The sequence below is a fragment of the Pontibacter sp. YIM B11418 genome (assembly GCF_059278805.1).
On sequence record NZ_JCAEMH010000003.1, the window covers coordinates 490,205 to 507,191 of the forward strand.

Here is a 16,987-nt window from a genome sequence, read left to right on the forward strand (position 1 = left end):
AAGTCTGGTTGCTCAAAGTTTATGTACATTGCGTAATTTAAACTTTGTGTGGAACTGTTGAAATCTTATCTATGGAAATCGGAATAACCACCTTCGTCGAGAATACCCCAGACCCTTTTAGCGGCAAGATGCTTCGTCCGGAGGAAAGGATGCAAAACCTGATGGAGGAAATAGAACTGGCAGACCAGGTGGGTTTGGACGTTTTTGCCATTGGGGAGCACCACCGACCTGACTATATCGTTTCTTCTCCGGCTGTGGTCCTGGCGGCTGCGGCTGTAAAAACCAAGAACATCAAGTTATCGAGTGGTGTAACGGTATTGAGTTCCGATGATCCGGTTCGTGTGTTCCAGGATTTTGCGCATGTCGATCTTTTATCAAAAGGCAGAGCGGAGATCATGGCCGGTCGCGGCTCCTTCATCGAGTCTTTCCCGCTTTTTGGCAACGACCTGAAAGACTATGACACCTTGTTTTCAGAGAAACTGGAACTGCTTATTGCGCTCAACAAAAGTGAGAAGATAACGTGGGAGGGCAAGCACCGGCCAGCTATTGATAACCGCGGGGTATACCCGAGGCCGTTCCAGCAGGAATTACCGATCTGGGTGGCAGTTGGTGGCACACCGCAATCTGTGGTTCGGGCTGCTACACATGGCCTGCCGATGGCGCTGGCCATTATTGGCGGTGAGCCGGAGCGTTTTGTGCCGTTCACAAACCTGTATAAGGAAACCTACAAAAAGGCCGGACATGATCCTGCCAAAATGCAGCTGGCTATCAATTCGCATGGGTTTATTGCGGATGATGCTCAAAAAGCCGCCGATGATTATTATGGTCCTTATGCTTACGTGATGAGTAAGCTCGGGCGCGAACGGGGCTGGTCCCCTATGAACAGGGAACACTACGAAGCGATGCGCGCTCCGACAGGGTCTTTGCTGGTGGGCAGCCCGCAGCAGGTCATCGACAAAATACTATATGAGTATGAGCTATTCGGCAATACCCGTTTTCTGCTGCATATCAGCGTGGGCACCCTGCCGCATAGCATCCTGATGCGCGCCATCGAGTTGCTTGGAACCGTGGTGGCACCGGCAGTTAAAAAAGCGGTGGCAAAGGCTACGTCGTAAATCCTCTTACAACCCTTATGCTTTCAGTCATTTGCTGCTAAGGCAGGCTATTTGGTCAGTGGACCTAAAAAAGCAGGTTTATCCCTGGCTGGTTTCGGGGAGAACTGGGGTGTCTTTTATTACGTAGGGCTTCCCGATCAGCCTCACTTCATAAGGCGTGCTGACGCCCTTCAGATTCAGGTAATTGCAACCCACGGCATACGGCGGGTTTTTGAGTAAGCGGTAGGCAACAGCCGAGATCACGAAGCTATTGTTCAGCTCTTTGGTAGCGGCCTGTAGCCGGGCTGCGATGTTCACCGGAAAGCCCATCACCGTCAGGTTATGGCTCAGGCCTATACCTACGTTACCCACTACCACCTTTCCTACATGCACGCCTATACCTACTTCAAAGGTATGGTTAAAGTAAGGCCGCATGTAGGTGTTGTTAAAGATCCGAAGGTCTGCCAGTATCTTTAACCCGGCCAGCACGGCCGAGTTGGTGGCTTGCTTTATTTTACTGTTCAGCCCAAATACGGCATAAAGGCCATCACCGGCTGTATCAATAATCTCCCCATCATACTGAGTGATGGCATTTTTGAAAAGCGCGAAGATTCTGCGCATGATGTGGATGACGTCGAAGGGAAGGCTCCGTTCGACGAAAGGCGTAAAGTCACGGATGTCGATAAAGAAGAGCGCCAGCTTACGGCTCTCCCCCATCACTGTAGTTTTGTTATCTTCCGTGTCATCCACAAAAATATAACGGTCAATTTCATCCCGGATCAAGCGCTGCACGGCTACCCCTTCCCCGTTTACCCTAGACTGACAGGCAAGTCGCACATTGTCCGGAAACTTCTTCACTTTTTTAATCGCCTGCTCCAGACTGGTGGGCGGTGTTAGTTTATCCTGCCCCTCCAGTACCAGCACGCGGCACGTCGTGCATTGCCCTTTTCCACCACAGGCGTGGTAGTGCGGAATACCGGCAGCCAAAGAAGCCTGCAGCATCGTCTGCCGCTCCGCTACTGGTACTTCTTTCTCGCCTTTAAAATTTACATGGTGGGTCATGAGCGCTTTACCTTGACTATACCTTATTCGTTTTATCGGGTTCCTTACGCACCAGGTGCTGATATTCCGGGTGCTTTTTGAGGTATGAGCGCATGTAAGGACACAGCGGCACCAACGCCAGCTTTTTATTTGCTATATGCTCCAGCGCATACTTGGTCATCGTGCCGGCTATACCCCGGCCTTCCAGTGCTTTCGGCACTTCGGTATGGAGCACAGTCATCACACCGGGCTTCAGTTTATACTCGATGATGGCGGTATGTCCTTCCAACGTTGTCTCGAACCTGTTTTTGGCCGGATTATCTTTTACTTCTATCTCCATGATACTAGTTTTTAGATTAATTCTTTCAACGGATGCGAGCTATACCTTATGCCAGCGTAATGAAAATAGAGCTCCGGACGGCCTGCTCCAGGTTACGGGTTTTATGGCCCTTCCCGGTTGTGTCCTCCAGCAGCAGGACTTCCCCCTGCCTGAAGGTGCGTTTTTCACCAAGCGAAGTTTCTATCTCTATACCTACGTCCAGCACGACAATGTACTGCCGTGCCGGTGCTGTATGGAAGTCATAATCATAGGTAGGCACAACTTTCCGGAAAATGACACTCTCCGCTTTTTCCGCCACCGATAGAAAACCAATTTCTCCTTCCGGATTCAAGGGCCTTGAAATATCCTCAAACCTGCTGTCACCATTTTCGTCAGCGTATACCCTGGTTATTGCAAAAGCTTCCATACCTTCTTTAGCTATTATCATCATACTCTTTCTGCCCCTGGCTTAGTCAATTTTTGGTAGGGCGGCTTCAATCTCCGCTCTGCGCGACTCGTAACGTGGTGGCAGGAGCAAACCAGTTCCCAGTTCTTCCCACGGCTCGTCGATGCCAAATCCGGGATTGTCGGTGGCGATCTCGAACAGGATACCATTCGGTTCGCGGAAGTAGAGCGAATAAAAGTAGTTGCGGTCTATCTTCTGGGTGATGTTATACCCCAGGTCGGCAATCTTTTTCTGAAAATGCATCAGCACCTCTTCGTTCTTCACCCGGAAGGCAATGTGGTGGTTGGTGCCGGCTCCGCCCAGTCCACGCGGCTCGTTGGGCAGTTCCACCAGATCGATGATGTTGGCCGTGTCCACTACGTCGGTTACATAGCGGTATCGGTTGACGCTTTGCTCCTGCAAGGTATAGCCGAAGATATCGGTCAGCACCTGCGCAGTTTTGTCTTTGTCCTGCACCGTCAGCGTTACGCCATAAAAGCCTTTTGTCGCCACATCGGCTTTCACTTCGTCAGTTTCCCAAGGTATGCGGTTATCCTGTTTTTGGGGTATCACCAGCTCCAGTTTCAGACCATCCGGATCCAGAAACGTGAGGTACTTCTCACCAAACTTTTCGGAGGGCTTGTTGTAAGTCACGTAGTGCTTTTCGAAGCGGTCGATCCAGAAATCGAAGCTGCCTTCGGGCACCGCATAGGCAATGTTAGTGGCCATACCGGTGCCGGCGCTTCCTCTGCGGGCTCCCTCGTGTGGGAAGAATGTCAGGATAGTACCTGCGCTGCCTTTTTCATCACCGAAATAGAAGTGATAGGTACCCGGATCGTCGAAGTTTACAGTCTTCTTGAGCAGGCGCAGCCCCAGTACTTTGGTATAAAAATCAAGATTTTGTTTGGCCATACCCGCGATCGCTGTGATGTGGTGTAGACCTGCTATTCTATTCTCCATAATCTTAGTTTTATGTGCCATCTACCTGGTAATCAGGTATACGGCTTTTTTATATATTGAATTATCTTTCAGTAAGTTTACACCGACTGCTTCACCAGCTGCACTTCTGCGTGTAGTCTGATCTCGTCACTCACCACAACGCTGCCCGCTTCGGTCACGGCGTTCCAGGTGAGGCCAAACTCCTTGCGGCTTATCTTGCCATCTACCGTAAAACCGGCTTTTGTCTGTCCATAGGGGTCGACGACAATACCGCCAAGCTCCACTTTTACAGTTATGGGCTGGGTCACATCGCGTATGCTCAGGTCGCCGTGCAGTTTGTAGTCACTGCCTCCTACCTTCTCATAACGGCTGGCTACAAAGCGGATCTCATTGTGCCTCTCCACGTCAAAAAAGTCCGGCGATTTCAGGTGCGTGTCGCGTTGCTCGTTGTTGGTACTGATCGAGTTCACATCGGCTGTAAAAACAACGCGCTCCACGTTCGTGAAAGCCTCATCCGGCGTAAGCGCTTCTATGTTAAAGCTCCTGAAATAACCAGTCACAGTCGTGATCATCAGGTGCTTTACCTTAAACTGTACTTCGCTGTGTATTGGGTCTACTACCCATTTCGTGTTTGCCATGCTGCTTCTTTTATTTTAGTTCTTAACCCGGTAATGGGATTAGATTTCATCTGAACTCCGATACAAATGTAGATACATTTATTGTATATACATCAATAATGCTTAAAAAGTTTTGCGTTCTCTGAACATACCGTAATAGCGCAGGCCATTTCCTTTCTTTTGTAGCGGGCACCGCGATTCAACACCTTCAAAGAATTTATCAGCCAAGGTATAGCCTGAGTATCCTCCAGCTTGTGTGGCCGCCTTGACGCTACCTCTTCCTGGCTATATACCTATTCCACTATAGCAACAGCGCTCACCGAACGGCTCTATTCTTTGGAAAACTCCTTTGTGCTTCGCACGGTATCAATCGGCCGGACCATTTTTTCGATGGCCTCGCGCTTGGGCTCCAGGAAGGGAGGCAGGGATAGTTTCTCCCCCAGCGTTTCATAGGGTTCATCTCCCATAAAACCAGGGCCGTCTGTAGCCAGCTCAAATAAAATTCCGGGCGCAACACGTGTGTACAGCGACTCAAAAAAGTGACGATTGACATAGCCAGAAGTAGGAAGCCCTATCTTCTCCATCCGCTCAATCCAACTTTCCAGTGCTGCGCGGTCCTCTACCCGGAAAGCTACATGGTGTACTGTACCAAAGCCTTGCTGCGCCATCGGAAGACTGCCATTCTTTTCGACGATAACGGAAGCACCGTTTCCGCCCTCCCCCACTTCAAACAAATAGAAGGCTCCTTCACTGGCAGTCTCTTTAAACAACAGCACTTTCTCCAGCACCTCCTTAAAATAATTGAAGTCCCCGATCCGGATAAAGATTGGCCCCAATCCCGTAATGGCGTATTCCAGCGGAACAGGGCCTTTTTGCCAAGGCGTGCCCGAAGTTATACCTGTATTTGTTTCATCGGACACTAACTGGTACTGCTGATCATCAAAATCGACGAAGGGGAGTGTTTTCTTGCTGAATTGAGTTTTGACTCCATCATGCTTGACCTTGAACCGGTCAAATCGTTTTTCCCAGTATGCCAGAGCCGCATCGTCCGGCACTCTGAAAGAGGTCCTGGCGATCTCGTTTGTCCCGTGCTTGCCTTTCGGAATGCCTGGAAAGTCAAAGAATGTCATATCCGTTCCGGCGCTGCCTTTGTCATCGGCGAAGAACAAATGATAGGTTTGAATATCATCCTGGTTGACCGTTTTTTTCACCAGACGCATTCCCAGCACGTTTGTGAAAAAGTCATATATCTTTTCTGCGCTGCTGGTAATAGCAGTTACATGGTGCACCCCTTTAATTTCGTTCATGTCGTTTGCCCTTGATTGATCCTGTTAAAAGTATACGCTTTACCTGTATACCTATACGCTGATAATCAATTGAGTAGGTATAGCAAATAAGACAGGGCTCCTCATGCCTACACGCACTGGTCCGGCAAGTGCGGGTTATCGGCAGGAAATCTGCAACCTGCCTAGTCATAACTTTTTATTGGGCTGCCGTTTAATAAATGAAGTGAAAGACAACAACTAATTGTGGAAGCCGATCTCACTTGAAATGAAAGAGTAGATGGCAACATCTGAAACAACTTATACTTAAGGATAGCAAATGGAAGAGCAACAGAATAAAAGTCGTGAACACACCAGTTTTCTGGTTTTTTCAGCCTCGCTCAGGAACGGATCGCTCAATACCAAGCTGGCAAAACTGGCCGTGAAAGTCATTGAGGAACATGGCGGCACGGTGGACTTTGCCGACATGGCGGAGTTTGAGTGTCCTACTTTCAACCAGGATCTGGAGGTGGATAATTTCCATCCCGAGGGAGCTGAAGCGCTCCGTAAACGTATGCTGGCCAACGATGCCATGATCATTTCATCGCCAGAGTACAACGGTTCTATGCCCGGTAATCTGAAGAACATCATCGACTGGACATCCCGCTTCCGTCCGCAGCCCTTTCACCAGCATCATGCCTTATTGATGTCCGCTTCTGCGTCTATGGCGGGTGGCAACCGCGGACTTTGGGCTTTACGCGTTCCCTTTGAGCACCTGGGCACCAGGGTATACCCGGATATGTTCTCGCTGGCTACGGCGCCCGAAGCATTTAATGAAGATGGCAGCCTGAAAAATAAGACGCTGGCCAAAAGGTTTGAAGACAACCTGGTCGCATTTATGAATCTGGTGGAAGCGTCCAAACACTATCCGTGTATTAGAAAAGCCTGGGTTGAGTTTCTGGGAGAAAAGCCGGCCAAAGAAACAGAACGGGTGGAATAGGTATAGGATCCTAGGCTACAGTTTTTAACCCGTACAGTTAACGTCGCGAAACTTCTTAAGTAGAGGTGCTGGTGAGTTGGTCGAGTATGTTCTCGCCTAAGACAATGTCGGCAACTTTTATACTTCCCTTGCCGATCTGGTTCCACACGCCGCTTACCTGCAGCACGGCTATCCTGTCTGTGGGGGAGACTTCGGCAACATAGGAGACATTGGATTCAAGTAACTTGTTGGCAACAGCCTCGTGCATTTCTTTTACAGACGTAGGATGCGTGAGCATGTTACGGAAGTCGGCCAGCAGGGTAAAGCCAGGCGATGCTATACCTATCACTTTATTCCAATCATTCAAATAATTTGGCACCACCTCCGGCGATTTCCAGTAATTATTGATTCTCATGTAAATCCGGTTCTTTTTTAGATCGTAGGCCAACTCGTAGAATTGGTTATCAGATACAGTAATCATCCCGCTAGTAGTAAGTAAGTGTGGCACAAAGATAATAAAACAACAAATGCTTTCGATGTAAGTTTAGCACTGCAAATAGGTATGTCATTTCCTGCAAGTGCCAATTGTTCGTAAGGTTAAAGCAAGCGTTCAGGCATATTACGAGCATTAAGCGGGAATGGCTGGTGTTTCCGGAAGAGATGCCTGCGAAGGAAACAGAAAGGGTGGAATAAAATTGTAAATTTGCACAGGTATAAGGGCCCGATGTTAGAATGACAGCAGGAAGGTATACCTTTCCTTCCCGAAAACCAGCCGTAAAAGCGTTGTGATGTACACATTATTCTTTCAGAATCTAAACAGTAAAGTCCAGCTTACGAAAGAGGAGGAGGAGCATATCAAAACCTACCTTACCCTGAAGAAGCTACGAAAGAAGCAATACCTGCTGCAGGAAGGCGATGTGTGCAAAATGATCGCCTTCGTAGAGAAGGGGGCCCTGCGCGCGTACTCAGTTGACGAAAACAGCAACGAGCACATCATCCAGTTTGGCCTCGAAGGCTGGACGATCTCCGATCTGTACAGTTTCTTGACTGGAGAACCTGCCACCTACAACATCGATGCCCTGGAAGACTCGGAACTGGTGATCATCAGCAAATCGGCCCATGAGGAACTGTTACAGACGATGCCCAAGTACGAAACTTTCACCCGACTGAATATTACAGGCGCTTACCTGGCCATGCAGCGCCGGCTGACTTCCATTATCAGTGCCTCGGTGGAAGAGCGCTACCAGGAATTCATCGCCCTCTACCCACACATTGTGCAGCGCGTTCCCCAGCACATGATCGCCTCCTACATGGGCCTCACCCCAGAAACCCTGAGCCGCATCCGGAAACGCATCTCTTCTAAGTAACAATCTACCAATCTCTTCAAAAGCATTGATTTGGATCAATGCTTTTTCTTGACCGGACGCAATGCATCGGGGCATGGCTCGGCCGTACCTTTGTATTGTTCAAAATCACCAATATGAAGACAAAGCAAACCATAGCGATTATAGGAGCTTCCGGAAACATGGGTTCTGCCATCTCCAGAAGTCTGTCGAAAGGCAACTACCGGCTGCTGCTTTGCGCCAATGACCTGAATAAATTGCAGGCTATTGCGGCGGATATTAAAAGCAGCAACCCAGGCGCCGATGTAGAAGCATCGGATTGCTCCAGGGATGCTTCCTGGGAAGCGGACATCATCATCGTGGCGGTCCCTTACTCGGCTGAGAAAGAAGTAGCCGATAGGATAAAGGAAGTTGCCAACCAAAAAATTGTCATCAGCATCGCCAATCCGCTTAACGATACTTACGATGGCTTGGTAACCGCGCCGGATACCAGCGCGGCGGAGGAACTGCAAAAGCTGCTGCCTAATTCCAAAGTGGTAAAAGCCTTTAACACCACCTTTGCAGCCGATTTCGCCACACCAGTGATCGATGGAAGGCAAGTGGACGCTTTTATAGCTGGCCATGACGAAGAAGCTCTGCAAACCGTGACAGAGTTAGTCGAGACGGCTGGTTTCCATCCGATTGTGGCAGGCGACCTGGCCGTAAGCGGCACGCTGGAGCGCATGCAACTGCTGCTTATTCAGCTGAACATGAAGCACGACTACAACTGGCTGGCAGGCTGGAAAATCCTGCACTAATAAACGAATCACACTTAACATTTATAAACACAATTTAAATCACAAATTTTATGAAAAGAGTATCCTTAGTTTTATTCGCATTCCTGTCACTGACGGCTTTCACAACCCTGAACACCGTTTGGACAAACGATGACGCGCACTCGCAGCTTGGCTTTACAGTGAAACACCTGGGCATTTCCGATATTTCGGGCCACTTCGATGACTTCGATGTAAAAATCACCGCCACTAAGCCGGATTTCAGTGACGCTGTTGTAGAAATGACCGCTAAAACAGCTTCTATTGACACGAGAGTAGATGACAGAGACACGCACCTGAAGAGCCCGGACTTTTTCAACGTAGAGAAGTACCCGACCATGAACTTTAAGAGCACCTCTGTAAAGAAAGCAGGCAAAGACAGCTACAAGCTAACCGGCAACCTGACCCTGAACGGCGTAACCAAGCCCGTTACCATGGACATGAAATACAACGGTACAGTAGAGAACGCCATGAACAAAAAGCAGACCGCTGGTTTCCAGGTAACAGGTACCATCAAGCGCTCAGACTTTAACTTAGGCAGCGGTTTCCCAGCCCCGATGATCAGCGACGAAGTGCGCATCAAGGCGGACGGTGAGTTTATCCAATAATCTATAAACGAATAATCAGCGATGAAAAAGCTATTGAACGTGAACCAGAGCGCCATAAGCATTGATGTGGCGCTGCTGATTACCCGGGTCAGCATTGGAGCGCTGATGCTCGTGCACGGCTGGCCGAAACTGGAAATGCTTTTCTCAGATGGTCCGGTGCAGTTCCCTGCTATGTTTGGGCTAAGCGCCACTGGCACACTCGCCTTGGCAGTATTCTCTGAAGTGCTTTGCTCCCTACTGATTCTGGTAGGGCTGGGCACCAGATTGGCGACTATCCCATTGATTGTCACCATGGTGGTTGCAGTATTTATATTCCATGCGGCAGACCCGTTTGCCAAGCAAGAACTGGGAATCCTATACCTGATGCCTTATATCGTGTTGCTACTGACAGGCAGCGGCAGGTACTCACTGGACTACCTTCTCATGCGAACGGTGCTTAAGCCATCTTATGCCAGATCGCTTTCTATCCAGTAAGCTAAGTTTTAATAGGTGCTTCCGGGATGAAATTTCCTGGGAGCACCTTTAAATTAATCAGGGTGCCATGCAACGGAAACAGTTTATTAAATCACTTTTAACAGGAGTAGCAGGTATGACCACACTAACCGCATTCAATAGATTTACAGATAGCCTGGGTGAGCAGGAGCAGTTAATGCCGGTCCTCTTTATGGGCCATGGCTCCCCCATGAATGGTATTCAGGACAATGAATTCAGCCAGAAATGGGCACAACTGGCCAAAGATATGCCCACGCCCAAAGCAGTACTGGTGATATCGGCCCACTGGCTGAGCAAAGGCACCCGCATCACGGCTATGGACTTCCCGAAGACTATCCACGATTTCGGTGGCTTTCCGCAGGAGTTGTTTGATGTGCAGTACAAGGCACCGGGCAGTCCGGAACTGGCCAAGGAAACTGCTTCGTTCATCACAACAACCGCAGTAGAAATGGACCACGACTGGGGCCTCGACCACGGCGCCTGGACCGTTATCCGACACATGTACCCGGAGGCCAATATACCTGTGCTACAGCTCAGCATCGACTACACCAAAGGACCGCAGTACCATTACGATCTATCTAAAGAGCTGGCCGCCCTGCGCAAAAAAGGTGTCCTGATCATGGGCAGCGGCAACATGGTGCACAACCTGCGCATGGTCGCCTGGGATAAAATAAACGAGCCGGAGTATGGCTTTGACTGGGCGGTGCAGATGAACACCACTTTCAAAGACCTCATCCGCAACGGGCAGCACGACAAGCTGATCAAGTACGAGCAATTGGGCCGCGAAGCCATGCTGGCTATACCTACACCGGAGCACTACTGGCCTTTGCTCTATACCCTGGGCCTGAAAGGCAGCAAAGAGGATGTTTCCTTCTTCAACGACAAAGTGGTGGGCGGCTCCCTGACCATGACGTCGGTGATGATCGGGTGATAAAGTAAAGAACAGCCTTTTAACTTAGAACGACTAAACGATGTCACTTACAGAAACGATGAAGAACAACCTTGAAAATGACTTGGGACTACAGTATTTGGTACGGCCTGCCATTAGTACTTCCAACCACTCCAAAGCAGTAATATTGTTGCATGGTGTCGGCAGCAATGAGCAGGATCTGTTCTAGCTGGCTCCTCACTTTCCGGACGATTTCACGGTAATTTCACCGCGCGGTCCGGTTGTGCTGGGAGGCGGACGCTTTGCCTGGTATGAGGTGGATTTCTCTACGGGCAAGCCGGAGATAAATGCAGAGCAGGAAGCGAAAAGCAGACAGAACATTCTGCAGTTCATCAGTCAGGTGAAAGAAAAATATAACCTGGACGAGGTATACCTGGGCGGCTTCAGTCAGGGCGCTATCATGAGTTTCAGCATTGGGCTGACCCACCCGGAACTGGTAGCAGGTATACTGGCATTCAGTGGAAGAATACTGCAGGAAATCAGGCCCCTGGTACAACCCAAAACGGCTTTGCAGAAACTGAAAGTCTTTCTCTCGCACGGTACGCAGGATAACACACTGCCCATACACTTTGCCCGTGAAGCGAAGGAATATCTGCAGGAGGCAGGCGTACAGCTAACGTACCACGAACAGGATATGGGGCACCAGATCAGTAGTGAGTCGATTACAAAATTGAAAAGCTGGCTACAGGTATAGCCAGCTTTTCAATTTAATAATTACCCCTGATTCTTTTCAACGCATTTGCAAAAACCTATCCTGACTTAGAAGTCTCCTTCATAGCATCTCCCACCGCAACGGAAAGTGGTGTGGTAGGTCGTCCGATCAGTTTGGAGAGTTGGCGGCTATCATCAAACAAATCGCCCTTCGACACGGAAACATCCCAACCAGCAATTGCCTTCGCCATTTCTTCAGGTATACCGAAGCTGGCAAGCGCGGCCGCATACTCCTCCTCGGGCAGATTTTTGTAAGGAATTTCACGGCCCGTCTGGCGGGATAGCTCCGCAGCGAACTCGCTGAGGGTGAAAGCTTCGTCACCGGCCAGTTCGTATACCTTGCCATCATGTCCTTCGCTGGTCAGAACGGCAACTGCCGCCTCTGCATAATCTTCGCGCGTGGCTCCAGAAATCCTACCCTCTCCTGCACTGCCAATAAATGCCCCACCGGCCAGAGCACCCGGAATAGAGCCGGTATAGTTTTCGGTATACCAGCCGTTGCGCAGGTTGGTATGCGGAATACCGGAAGCCTTCAGGGCCTGTTCTGTTGCACGGTGTTCTGTTGCCAGACTAACGGATGTGTTGTCGGCATGCAGCAAGCTCGTATACACGATACGCTGTACGCCATTTTGCTTGGCTGCATCGATGATGTGCTGGTGTTGCTTGGCACGCTTCCCCACTTCGCTTCCTGAAATCAACAGCAGGGTATCTATACCTTCCAGGGCACGTTGAAGTGTCTCGGGCTTGTCATAATCAGCTTCACGGGCCTCTATACCCAGTTCTGCTGCCTTTTGAGGGGAGCGTACGAGCGCAACCAGGTCACCGGTGGCTGCTTTTTCTTTCATTTTGGCTACGATAAGGCGTCCGAGGTGCCCGGTAGCTCCGGTTATTCCTATTTTCATTCTACTTGTTGTTTATGTTTGACTATTGGATTGTACGCTGAATCCGTGTAATCAGGAAGTACTCCCGCTATAATTATTCAGTGTTTAAGGGAATAGCTTAGGATTATACATACCCTAAAATGGGTTATGTAGCTCTCTGAGCGCAAACTGCAATGTATCGTTTTATAAGCTGCATAGGGTGTAAAAACACGTGACAAAGTCAAATTTCAGGCACGACGCGTAGGGCGCTGTACCCGGATTGCACTTCCGGACGTTCTGGTGTACTGCTCGTACAAGGTGATGGAGTAGAATTAGCCCTGTTTAATTCAGAGGCTCTAGTAGAGGGTAACCATTTGCACATCCTGCCCTTGGCTCTGATTGACAAAGATTTAATAAATAAAAGCATAAAGCTGAATACGCAAAGGAATAGTACAATGGTTGAAACGCTTAACAAACTGCGGGAACGAGGTTACACAGTAGATTTTAACTTAAAGTCTACCTGCCTGGAATGCCCCAGCTACACATGGAGTTTAAACCTGAGGAATTTGAGATCGATGAGGTAGATCTGTTCGAAGGCGCCAGCAATCCGGATGATAGCTCTGTTGTGTATGCCGTCTCTTCTGATAAAGGCATTAAGGAGGTTCTGGTTGATGCGTAAGGCGTATACGCTGATGTTATTACGCCCGACATGGCGCTCAAATTGAGGAGAGAGTATTAACCAAAAGATCAGTCCCTATTCTACCGCGTCACCACCGCTATCCCCCGGGCTAGGTGCAGGTATACCTCGTTGCTATCTTCGTAATGGTATCCCGTTGCTTGCTCTGGCGTATATAGTGCTTTGCTCCTCGGCCGCAACCAAATGTGGACGAGGGACACGCTGTTTAAAAACGCCTCTGGTAGTGGCGTAATACCAATGCATTTAACATACATGGAGCTACTGCAAATTAACCTGTCCGAACTCTTCCGCATAGAAACCCCTATACTTGAGCTTGTGCTGCGCGCTGCTATTCTATACCTGGGTATTTTGTTCCTGCTGCGCATTGTGCCACGCAGAACCGGAGGCGAACTGGCGACCATGGACCTGCTCTTTGTTGTGCTTATTGCAGAGGCTACAACGCACTCACTCGGGGGCTACAAGTCCATTACGGAAGGCTTTATTGTTATCCTGACACTGATGGTGCTAAACTATGCTATCAACTTCCTGAGCTATTATTCTCCATTTATAGAGAAATTCGTATCCTCCCCGGCACTGCTCGTGGTGAAGGACGGCAAACTGCTGCGCCGAAACATGCGACGCGAGTTTCTGACAGAAGAGGAATTGATGGAACATCTTCGCAGAGAAGGTATAGAAAATATTCAGGATGTCAAGTCGGCTCATGTGGAAGCAGACGGGCACATTAGTTTTATCAGTAAGAATGGGGACCGCTGAAGTGCGTCACCTTTCTCTCTCCGTCGCCTGCTCCTCCCAAAAAATACCGGTACGCCGCTCATTCAGGGTCGAACTTCTGGAGGCACTTAGCCAACTTGCTTCAGCCATACTGAAACTTCCTTTCTGAGTTCAGGATTAAAATGAGGCAGGAACAAAGCCACCGTGACGGCCACATAATGTTCAATGCGCTCTTCCTGGCTGAGATGACTGTACTGCGGCAGCCGCGCATACCGTACCCAGCTGTCAGACAGGATGAACACCTGCTTGAACAGCAGCGGGAACAAGTGGTCTTCCACTGTTTCCTCAAATACACCCTCTCGCCTGTATTGCTCAAAAAGCGCCAAAAACATGCGCCGGCGGTTTTGCATGAGTTGCTCGTAGGCCGTGTATACTTTGGGGAATGTCTCGAGTATGGACGAAGATTCAGCAAAGAAGAAAACGTACCGGTACATGACCCTGTAAATGCTGGTAAGCGGCGCCACCAAAGTCTGTACGTTTACAGGGCTGGAACCCGTACCAGCGGCGAATGAACTTATCTCCTGTTCCATTTCTGAGAAAATGGCCAGCACAAGCTCTTCCTTGGTCTTGAAGTAATAGCGCAGGTGGCCGTCGCTGATCGCCAACTCCCGGGCAATAGCACGAAGCGTGGTCTTGCTGATGCCCTTGCGGTTAAAGACCTCCACTGCCTGATTGATAATCCTCTCTTTCATGTTAGCTCTTCCGAGCTAAATAAGTAAAAAATAATTACCTTTGTACTAGCTCAATTGAGCAAGTGAAATTAAAATTATAATCCGCATTTCATGATCAGTGGATGTGGAGTGCTACCTACCTGAATACCTATGAGCGCCAGCAGAAAATGCCCCAACTGCGGTCAGTGGTCCCGCTGGACTCAAAACCCTGCTGACCGATGCGAGCATTGCCAGAGCATGCTTGACCCAATTACCGTAGCCCGTGATCAGGCCCGGGAAGAACGCCGGGAAGAGGAGAAAAAGCGTCTATCCATAAACTTCATCGAGGTAAACCCGGATGATCCTGGCTATATCAAGTTCTTTAAACGGATTGGCTTGGGCTTTCAGATCGCCTTTGTGTCCATCATCTCCTTTTTTCTGTGGCTGATCGCCTTGCTGGCCGGATGAGTTGGCGCACCCTCCGTCCGCTGTTCTGGGTGCTGGCGGCGGTATACCTGGGGCATTTGGTGTGGCGCTGGCTCGAGCTGCCGAGGCCCTGGTGGGTGCAACATTACCTGGATGACCTGCTTTGTCTGCCGCTTGTGCTCACCGCCACGTTGTTTATACTTCGCTTCTTTTTCGGGCCGCAGTTGCGCCTCTCCTGGTACCACGTAGCTTTCACAGTCGTCTATTTCTCGCTAGCCTTCGAGGTATTCTTCCCGAAGTTTATGCCCCGCTATACCTCTGATTGGGTAGACGCCGCACTATACGCAGCAGGTGGTTTGATTTTCTACCGGTTTCTGAATAAGTAAGAAAGGTACTCCGGCACTGATTTTAGAGAAACAAAACAATCTATACCTGCACCCTCTGAGCAGCGCTTGCTTCCTTCACCCGCAGCTTTTCATACTTCCTGCCAAAATAGACCATTGAAAAAGCCGTCAGCAGAACACCAATGGCGGAAAGACCGATCACGCTGTTAGAGAAGAAGGTGACCCAGTTCAGCTGTACCTGAAAGATCTCTTTGCTGAACAGGACCCCCACGCTGCCCACATACCCGAACGAGTCGGCCAGGTAGATCAGGAAGCCGACGTTGCCGGTATACTTGAAAGTAGAGATCAGCCGGTCGAAGAAGACGGCGTTGAAGGGAATGTACACCATGTATAAACCGAGGCCAACTAGCGTCATCCACCAAACCGGGTCCATGGACTGAGCGGCAAAAAGTGCTGTTGAAATACCGGCAATCGTAAAGCCTATCAGGATGAAGACGTGGGCCGTTTGCAGCGCTTTGTAGTTGTTTTTAATAAGCACCATGCTACCGATCAGAACCAGGATGATCAGGGTGATGGGCGTCTCTGTCTGCGAGAAGATAGCGGGCTGATCGAAGTAGCCCAGTTCCTTCCACATTTCTGCCCCAAAGTTATCGCGTATGTCCCGGAAAATGGTGGCAAAGCAGTAAATCAGCACGCAGGCTACAATGCCGGCCAGGAACTCCTTTACAAAGCGCTTCCGATCGTCTTCGGTCATAGGCGCGCGTTCTGTCCGCAGCCGGATGTCCTCTTCGCTGGGTGGTGGAATTTTCTCCATCAGGAAAACAAAGAGCAGAAGCGGCAAGGCAAAGACCAGGCCGGTAAAGAAAGGCACCCAAAACTCGGTTATGCCAAACTCCACCATCAGCCAGGCACCCACGGATTTAACGAACCCGGAGGCGAAGATGAAGCTCACCGCCAGCGTGGCCCCGATGAAATCGGTGCTTCGCCTTCCCTCTACATAGGAGAAAACGACTCCCCAGAGCATGCCGAGCGGGAACCCGTTGACGAACAGAAAAGCGATGTTGTAAGGTGGTGGCACCAGGGCGAAAAACAGCCAGCTGAGCCAGGCTATACCTGTCAGGAGCAGGATGACGCCTCCCCTGCCCGTCCGTTTGAGCTCTGAGATGTACTTGATGCCGTAGAATTTGGCCAGCAGGTAACCCAGCACCTGGCTGATGACCAGAATCGTTTTGTAGCTATACCCGGCAATTTCAATTCCGTCGAAAGTGGCCACCGTAAAAGACTTCCGGAAGCCAAAGATCATGGTATAGGCAAAGAACACCACCACCGCAGCGTATAGCCCCACTTTGAGCTGGCTGCTATTTTTGTTTATCATCGTTGCCATACGTTGTAGATCGTTTCCTGCATAGTGATTTTACTTTTCGCATTGGGAATGTAGTAATTAGCGATGGATTTACTAAATGGGCGGCCAGAAATGTTTTCATTTTCTTATGACTAAACACTTCACCAGCGTTAGTTCCTCTCGATTCGACACCCTGATCCCACGTATAGCAAACCACAGGTATACAACAGTATGTAGGGCTTAATCCCCTCCCCCTCCAAAAGAATTAAAATTTAATGTCCTTTAA

At 49.6% G+C, this 16,987-nt stretch carries 23 protein-coding genes; 13 read left to right on the plus strand and 10 right to left on the minus strand.

Annotated features, from left to right (window positions below; all coding sequences use genetic code 11):
- The first annotated feature begins 71 nt into the window (after positions 1-71).
- Positions 72-1,115: an LLM class flavin-dependent oxidoreductase gene (locus AC4QZR_RS09885; RefSeq protein WP_494480758.1), complete on the plus strand. Its 1,044-nt coding sequence runs from the start codon at positions 72-74 to the stop codon at positions 1,113-1,115.
- Between the two features lie 78 nt (positions 1,116-1,193).
- Here the strand turns inward: AC4QZR_RS09885 and AC4QZR_RS09890 are convergent, their stop codons facing one another.
- The 6 genes from AC4QZR_RS09890 to AC4QZR_RS09915 all read right to left on the minus strand — a co-directional run bounded on the left by AC4QZR_RS09890 (position 1,194) and on the right by AC4QZR_RS09915 (position 5,762).
- Positions 1,194-2,156 carry an adenylate/guanylate cyclase domain-containing protein gene (locus AC4QZR_RS09890; protein WP_494480759.1) on the minus strand — a complete coding sequence of 321 codons (963 nt, stop codon included), beginning with the start codon at positions 2,154-2,156 and terminating at the stop codon, positions 1,194-1,196.
- 16 nt (positions 2,157-2,172) lie between these two features.
- Complete coding sequence (locus tag AC4QZR_RS09895) at positions 2,173-2,475, minus strand: GNAT family N-acetyltransferase (RefSeq protein ID WP_494480760.1); 303 nt, start codon at positions 2,473-2,475, stop codon at positions 2,173-2,175.
- Positions 2,476-2,521: 46 nt separating this feature from the next.
- On the minus strand, positions 2,522-2,905 hold the full coding sequence (locus tag AC4QZR_RS09900) for a cupin domain-containing protein (RefSeq protein ID WP_494480761.1): 384 nt from the start codon (positions 2,903-2,905) through the stop codon (positions 2,522-2,524).
- Positions 2,906-2,923: 18 nt separating this feature from the next.
- Positions 2,924-3,859: a ring-cleaving dioxygenase gene (locus tag AC4QZR_RS09905; RefSeq protein ID WP_494480762.1), complete on the minus strand. Its 936-nt coding sequence runs from the start codon at positions 3,857-3,859 to the stop codon at positions 2,924-2,926.
- A 77-nt stretch (positions 3,860-3,936) separates the two neighbouring features.
- Positions 3,937-4,476, minus strand: coding sequence for a YceI family protein (locus AC4QZR_RS09910; RefSeq protein WP_494480763.1), 540 nt, complete (start codon positions 4,474-4,476; stop codon positions 3,937-3,939).
- Between the two features lie 308 nt (positions 4,477-4,784).
- Positions 4,785-5,762 carry a ring-cleaving dioxygenase gene (locus AC4QZR_RS09915; RefSeq protein WP_494480764.1) on the minus strand — a complete coding sequence of 326 codons (978 nt, stop codon included), beginning with the start codon at positions 5,760-5,762 and terminating at the stop codon, positions 4,785-4,787.
- A gap of 295 nt (positions 5,763-6,057) precedes the next feature.
- On the opposite strand from AC4QZR_RS09915, the gene AC4QZR_RS09920 reads away from it, so the two are divergent.
- Entirely contained in the window at positions 6,058-6,717 is a 660-nt protein-coding gene (locus AC4QZR_RS09920; protein ID WP_494480765.1) for an NADPH-dependent FMN reductase, read from the plus strand.
- Between the two features lie 55 nt (positions 6,718-6,772).
- On the opposite strand, the gene AC4QZR_RS09925 is transcribed toward AC4QZR_RS09920, so the two are convergent.
- Complete coding sequence (locus AC4QZR_RS09925; RefSeq protein ID WP_494480766.1) at positions 6,773-7,111, minus strand: hypothetical protein; 339 nt, start codon at positions 7,109-7,111, stop codon at positions 6,773-6,775.
- A 373-nt stretch (positions 7,112-7,484) separates the two neighbouring features.
- On the opposite strand from AC4QZR_RS09925, the gene AC4QZR_RS09930 reads away from it, so the two are divergent.
- The 7 genes from AC4QZR_RS09930 to AC4QZR_RS09960 all read left to right on the plus strand — a co-directional run bounded on the left by AC4QZR_RS09930 (position 7,485) and on the right by AC4QZR_RS09960 (position 11,594).
- Complete coding sequence (locus tag AC4QZR_RS09930; RefSeq protein ID WP_494480767.1) at positions 7,485-8,063, plus strand: Crp/Fnr family transcriptional regulator; 579 nt, start codon at positions 7,485-7,487, stop codon at positions 8,061-8,063.
- 113 nt (positions 8,064-8,176) lie between these two features.
- Complete coding sequence (locus tag AC4QZR_RS09935; protein WP_494480768.1) at positions 8,177-8,836, plus strand: NADPH-dependent F420 reductase; 660 nt, start codon at positions 8,177-8,179, stop codon at positions 8,834-8,836.
- Positions 8,837-8,886: 50 nt separating this feature from the next.
- The gene (locus AC4QZR_RS09940) at positions 8,887-9,459 is read left to right on the plus strand and encodes a YceI family protein (protein WP_494480769.1); all 573 of its coding nucleotides are present in this window, start codon (positions 8,887-8,889) and stop codon (positions 9,457-9,459) included.
- A gap of 21 nt (positions 9,460-9,480) precedes the next feature.
- Positions 9,481-9,933 (plus strand): DoxX family protein, encoded by a 453-nt coding sequence (locus AC4QZR_RS09945; RefSeq protein WP_494480770.1) that lies wholly within the window; start codon positions 9,481-9,483, stop codon positions 9,931-9,933.
- Positions 9,934-10,048: 115 nt separating this feature from the next.
- Positions 10,049-10,882: a 4,5-DOPA-extradiol-dioxygenase gene (ygiD, locus tag AC4QZR_RS09950; RefSeq protein ID WP_494480771.1), complete on the plus strand. Its 834-nt coding sequence runs from the start codon at positions 10,049-10,051 to the stop codon at positions 10,880-10,882.
- A gap of 40 nt (positions 10,883-10,922) precedes the next feature.
- Positions 10,923-11,069, plus strand: a complete 147-nt coding sequence (locus AC4QZR_RS09955; protein WP_494480772.1) for a hypothetical protein — start codon at positions 10,923-10,925, stop codon at positions 11,067-11,069.
- Between the two features lie 33 nt (positions 11,070-11,102).
- Positions 11,103-11,594, plus strand: a complete 492-nt coding sequence (locus tag AC4QZR_RS09960) for an alpha/beta hydrolase (protein WP_494480891.1) — start codon at positions 11,103-11,105, stop codon at positions 11,592-11,594.
- Between the two features lie 55 nt (positions 11,595-11,649).
- Here AC4QZR_RS09960 and AC4QZR_RS09965 read toward each other — a convergent pair whose 3' ends face one another.
- Positions 11,650-12,513, minus strand: coding sequence for an SDR family oxidoreductase (locus tag AC4QZR_RS09965; RefSeq protein WP_494480773.1), 864 nt, complete (start codon positions 12,511-12,513; stop codon positions 11,650-11,652).
- A 502-nt stretch (positions 12,514-13,015) separates the two neighbouring features.
- Here AC4QZR_RS09965 and AC4QZR_RS09970 point away from each other — a divergent pair.
- The gene (locus AC4QZR_RS09970) at positions 13,016-13,150 is read left to right on the plus strand and encodes a hypothetical protein (protein WP_494480774.1); all 135 of its coding nucleotides are present in this window, start codon (positions 13,016-13,018) and stop codon (positions 13,148-13,150) included.
- A gap of 255 nt (positions 13,151-13,405) precedes the next feature.
- Entirely contained in the window at positions 13,406-13,921 is a 516-nt protein-coding gene (locus tag AC4QZR_RS09975) for a DUF421 domain-containing protein (RefSeq protein ID WP_494480775.1), read from the plus strand.
- 86 nt (positions 13,922-14,007) lie between these two features.
- On the opposite strand, the gene AC4QZR_RS09980 is transcribed toward AC4QZR_RS09975, so the two are convergent.
- A complete protein-coding gene (locus AC4QZR_RS09980; protein ID WP_494480776.1) occupies positions 14,008-14,631 on the minus strand; it encodes a TetR/AcrR family transcriptional regulator in 624 nt (207 codons plus the stop codon).
- 129 nt (positions 14,632-14,760) lie between these two features.
- On the opposite strand from AC4QZR_RS09980, the gene AC4QZR_RS09985 reads away from it, so the two are divergent.
- Complete coding sequence (locus AC4QZR_RS09985) at positions 14,761-15,057, plus strand: hypothetical protein (RefSeq protein ID WP_494480777.1); 297 nt, start codon at positions 14,761-14,763, stop codon at positions 15,055-15,057.
- Positions 15,030-15,401 carry a hypothetical protein gene (locus AC4QZR_RS09990; protein WP_494480778.1) on the plus strand — a complete coding sequence of 124 codons (372 nt, stop codon included), beginning with the start codon at positions 15,030-15,032 and terminating at the stop codon, positions 15,399-15,401. The genes AC4QZR_RS09985 and AC4QZR_RS09990 overlap by 28 nt, the downstream gene beginning before the upstream one ends.
- A gap of 40 nt (positions 15,402-15,441) precedes the next feature.
- Here AC4QZR_RS09990 and AC4QZR_RS09995 read toward each other — a convergent pair whose 3' ends face one another.
- On the minus strand, positions 15,442-16,743 hold the full coding sequence (locus AC4QZR_RS09995) for a DUF5690 family protein (protein ID WP_494480779.1): 1,302 nt from the start codon (positions 16,741-16,743) through the stop codon (positions 15,442-15,444).
- Between the last annotated feature and the right edge of the window lie 244 nt (positions 16,744-16,987).

Excerpts from the sequence above, each read along its gene's own strand:
- AC4QZR_RS09970 (WP_494480774.1), top strand. The coding sequence starts at position 13,016 with ATGGAGTTTAAACCTGAGGAATTTGAGATCGATGAGGTAGATCTGTTC.
- AC4QZR_RS09900 (WP_494480761.1), bottom strand. The coding sequence starts at position 2,905 with ATGATGATAATAGCTAAAGAAGGTATGGAAGCTTTTGCAATAACCAGG.
- AC4QZR_RS09965 (WP_494480773.1), bottom strand. The coding sequence starts at position 12,513 with ATGAAAATAGGAATAACCGGAGCTACCGGGCACCTCGGACGCCTTATC.
- AC4QZR_RS09985 (WP_494480777.1), top strand. The coding sequence starts at position 14,761 with ATGAGCGCCAGCAGAAAATGCCCCAACTGCGGTCAGTGGTCCCGCTGG.
- AC4QZR_RS09885 (WP_494480758.1), top strand. The coding sequence starts at position 72 with ATGGAAATCGGAATAACCACCTTCGTCGAGAATACCCCAGACCCTTTT.
- ygiD (WP_494480771.1), top strand. The coding sequence starts at position 10,049 with ATGACCACACTAACCGCATTCAATAGATTTACAGATAGCCTGGGTGAG.
- AC4QZR_RS09975 (WP_494480775.1), top strand. The coding sequence starts at position 13,406 with ATGCATTTAACATACATGGAGCTACTGCAAATTAACCTGTCCGAACTC.
- AC4QZR_RS09920 (WP_494480765.1), top strand. The coding sequence starts at position 6,058 with ATGGAAGAGCAACAGAATAAAAGTCGTGAACACACCAGTTTTCTGGTT.
- AC4QZR_RS09980 (WP_494480776.1), bottom strand. The coding sequence starts at position 14,631 with ATGAAAGAGAGGATTATCAATCAGGCAGTGGAGGTCTTTAACCGCAAG.
- AC4QZR_RS09925 (WP_494480766.1), bottom strand. The coding sequence starts at position 7,111 with ATGAGAATCAATAATTACTGGAAATCGCCGGAGGTGGTGCCAAATTAT.
- AC4QZR_RS09915 (WP_494480764.1), bottom strand. The coding sequence starts at position 5,762 with ATGAACGAAATTAAAGGGGTGCACCATGTAACTGCTATTACCAGCAGC.
- AC4QZR_RS09895 (WP_494480760.1), bottom strand. The coding sequence starts at position 2,475 with ATGGAGATAGAAGTAAAAGATAATCCGGCCAAAAACAGGTTCGAGACA.
- AC4QZR_RS09890 (WP_494480759.1), bottom strand. The coding sequence starts at position 2,156 with ATGACCCACCATGTAAATTTTAAAGGCGAGAAAGAAGTACCAGTAGCG.
- AC4QZR_RS09945 (WP_494480770.1), top strand. The coding sequence starts at position 9,481 with ATGAAAAAGCTATTGAACGTGAACCAGAGCGCCATAAGCATTGATGTG.
- AC4QZR_RS09905 (WP_494480762.1), bottom strand. The coding sequence starts at position 3,859 with ATGGAGAATAGAATAGCAGGTCTACACCACATCACAGCGATCGCGGGT.
- AC4QZR_RS09995 (WP_494480779.1), bottom strand. The coding sequence starts at position 16,743 with ATGGCAACGATGATAAACAAAAATAGCAGCCAGCTCAAAGTGGGGCTA.
- AC4QZR_RS09940 (WP_494480769.1), top strand. The coding sequence starts at position 8,887 with ATGAAAAGAGTATCCTTAGTTTTATTCGCATTCCTGTCACTGACGGCT.
- AC4QZR_RS09930 (WP_494480767.1), top strand. The coding sequence starts at position 7,485 with ATGTACACATTATTCTTTCAGAATCTAAACAGTAAAGTCCAGCTTACG.
- AC4QZR_RS09910 (WP_494480763.1), bottom strand. The coding sequence starts at position 4,476 with ATGGCAAACACGAAATGGGTAGTAGACCCAATACACAGCGAAGTACAG.
- AC4QZR_RS09955 (WP_494480772.1), top strand. The coding sequence starts at position 10,923 with ATGTCACTTACAGAAACGATGAAGAACAACCTTGAAAATGACTTGGGA.
- AC4QZR_RS09935 (WP_494480768.1), top strand. The coding sequence starts at position 8,177 with ATGAAGACAAAGCAAACCATAGCGATTATAGGAGCTTCCGGAAACATG.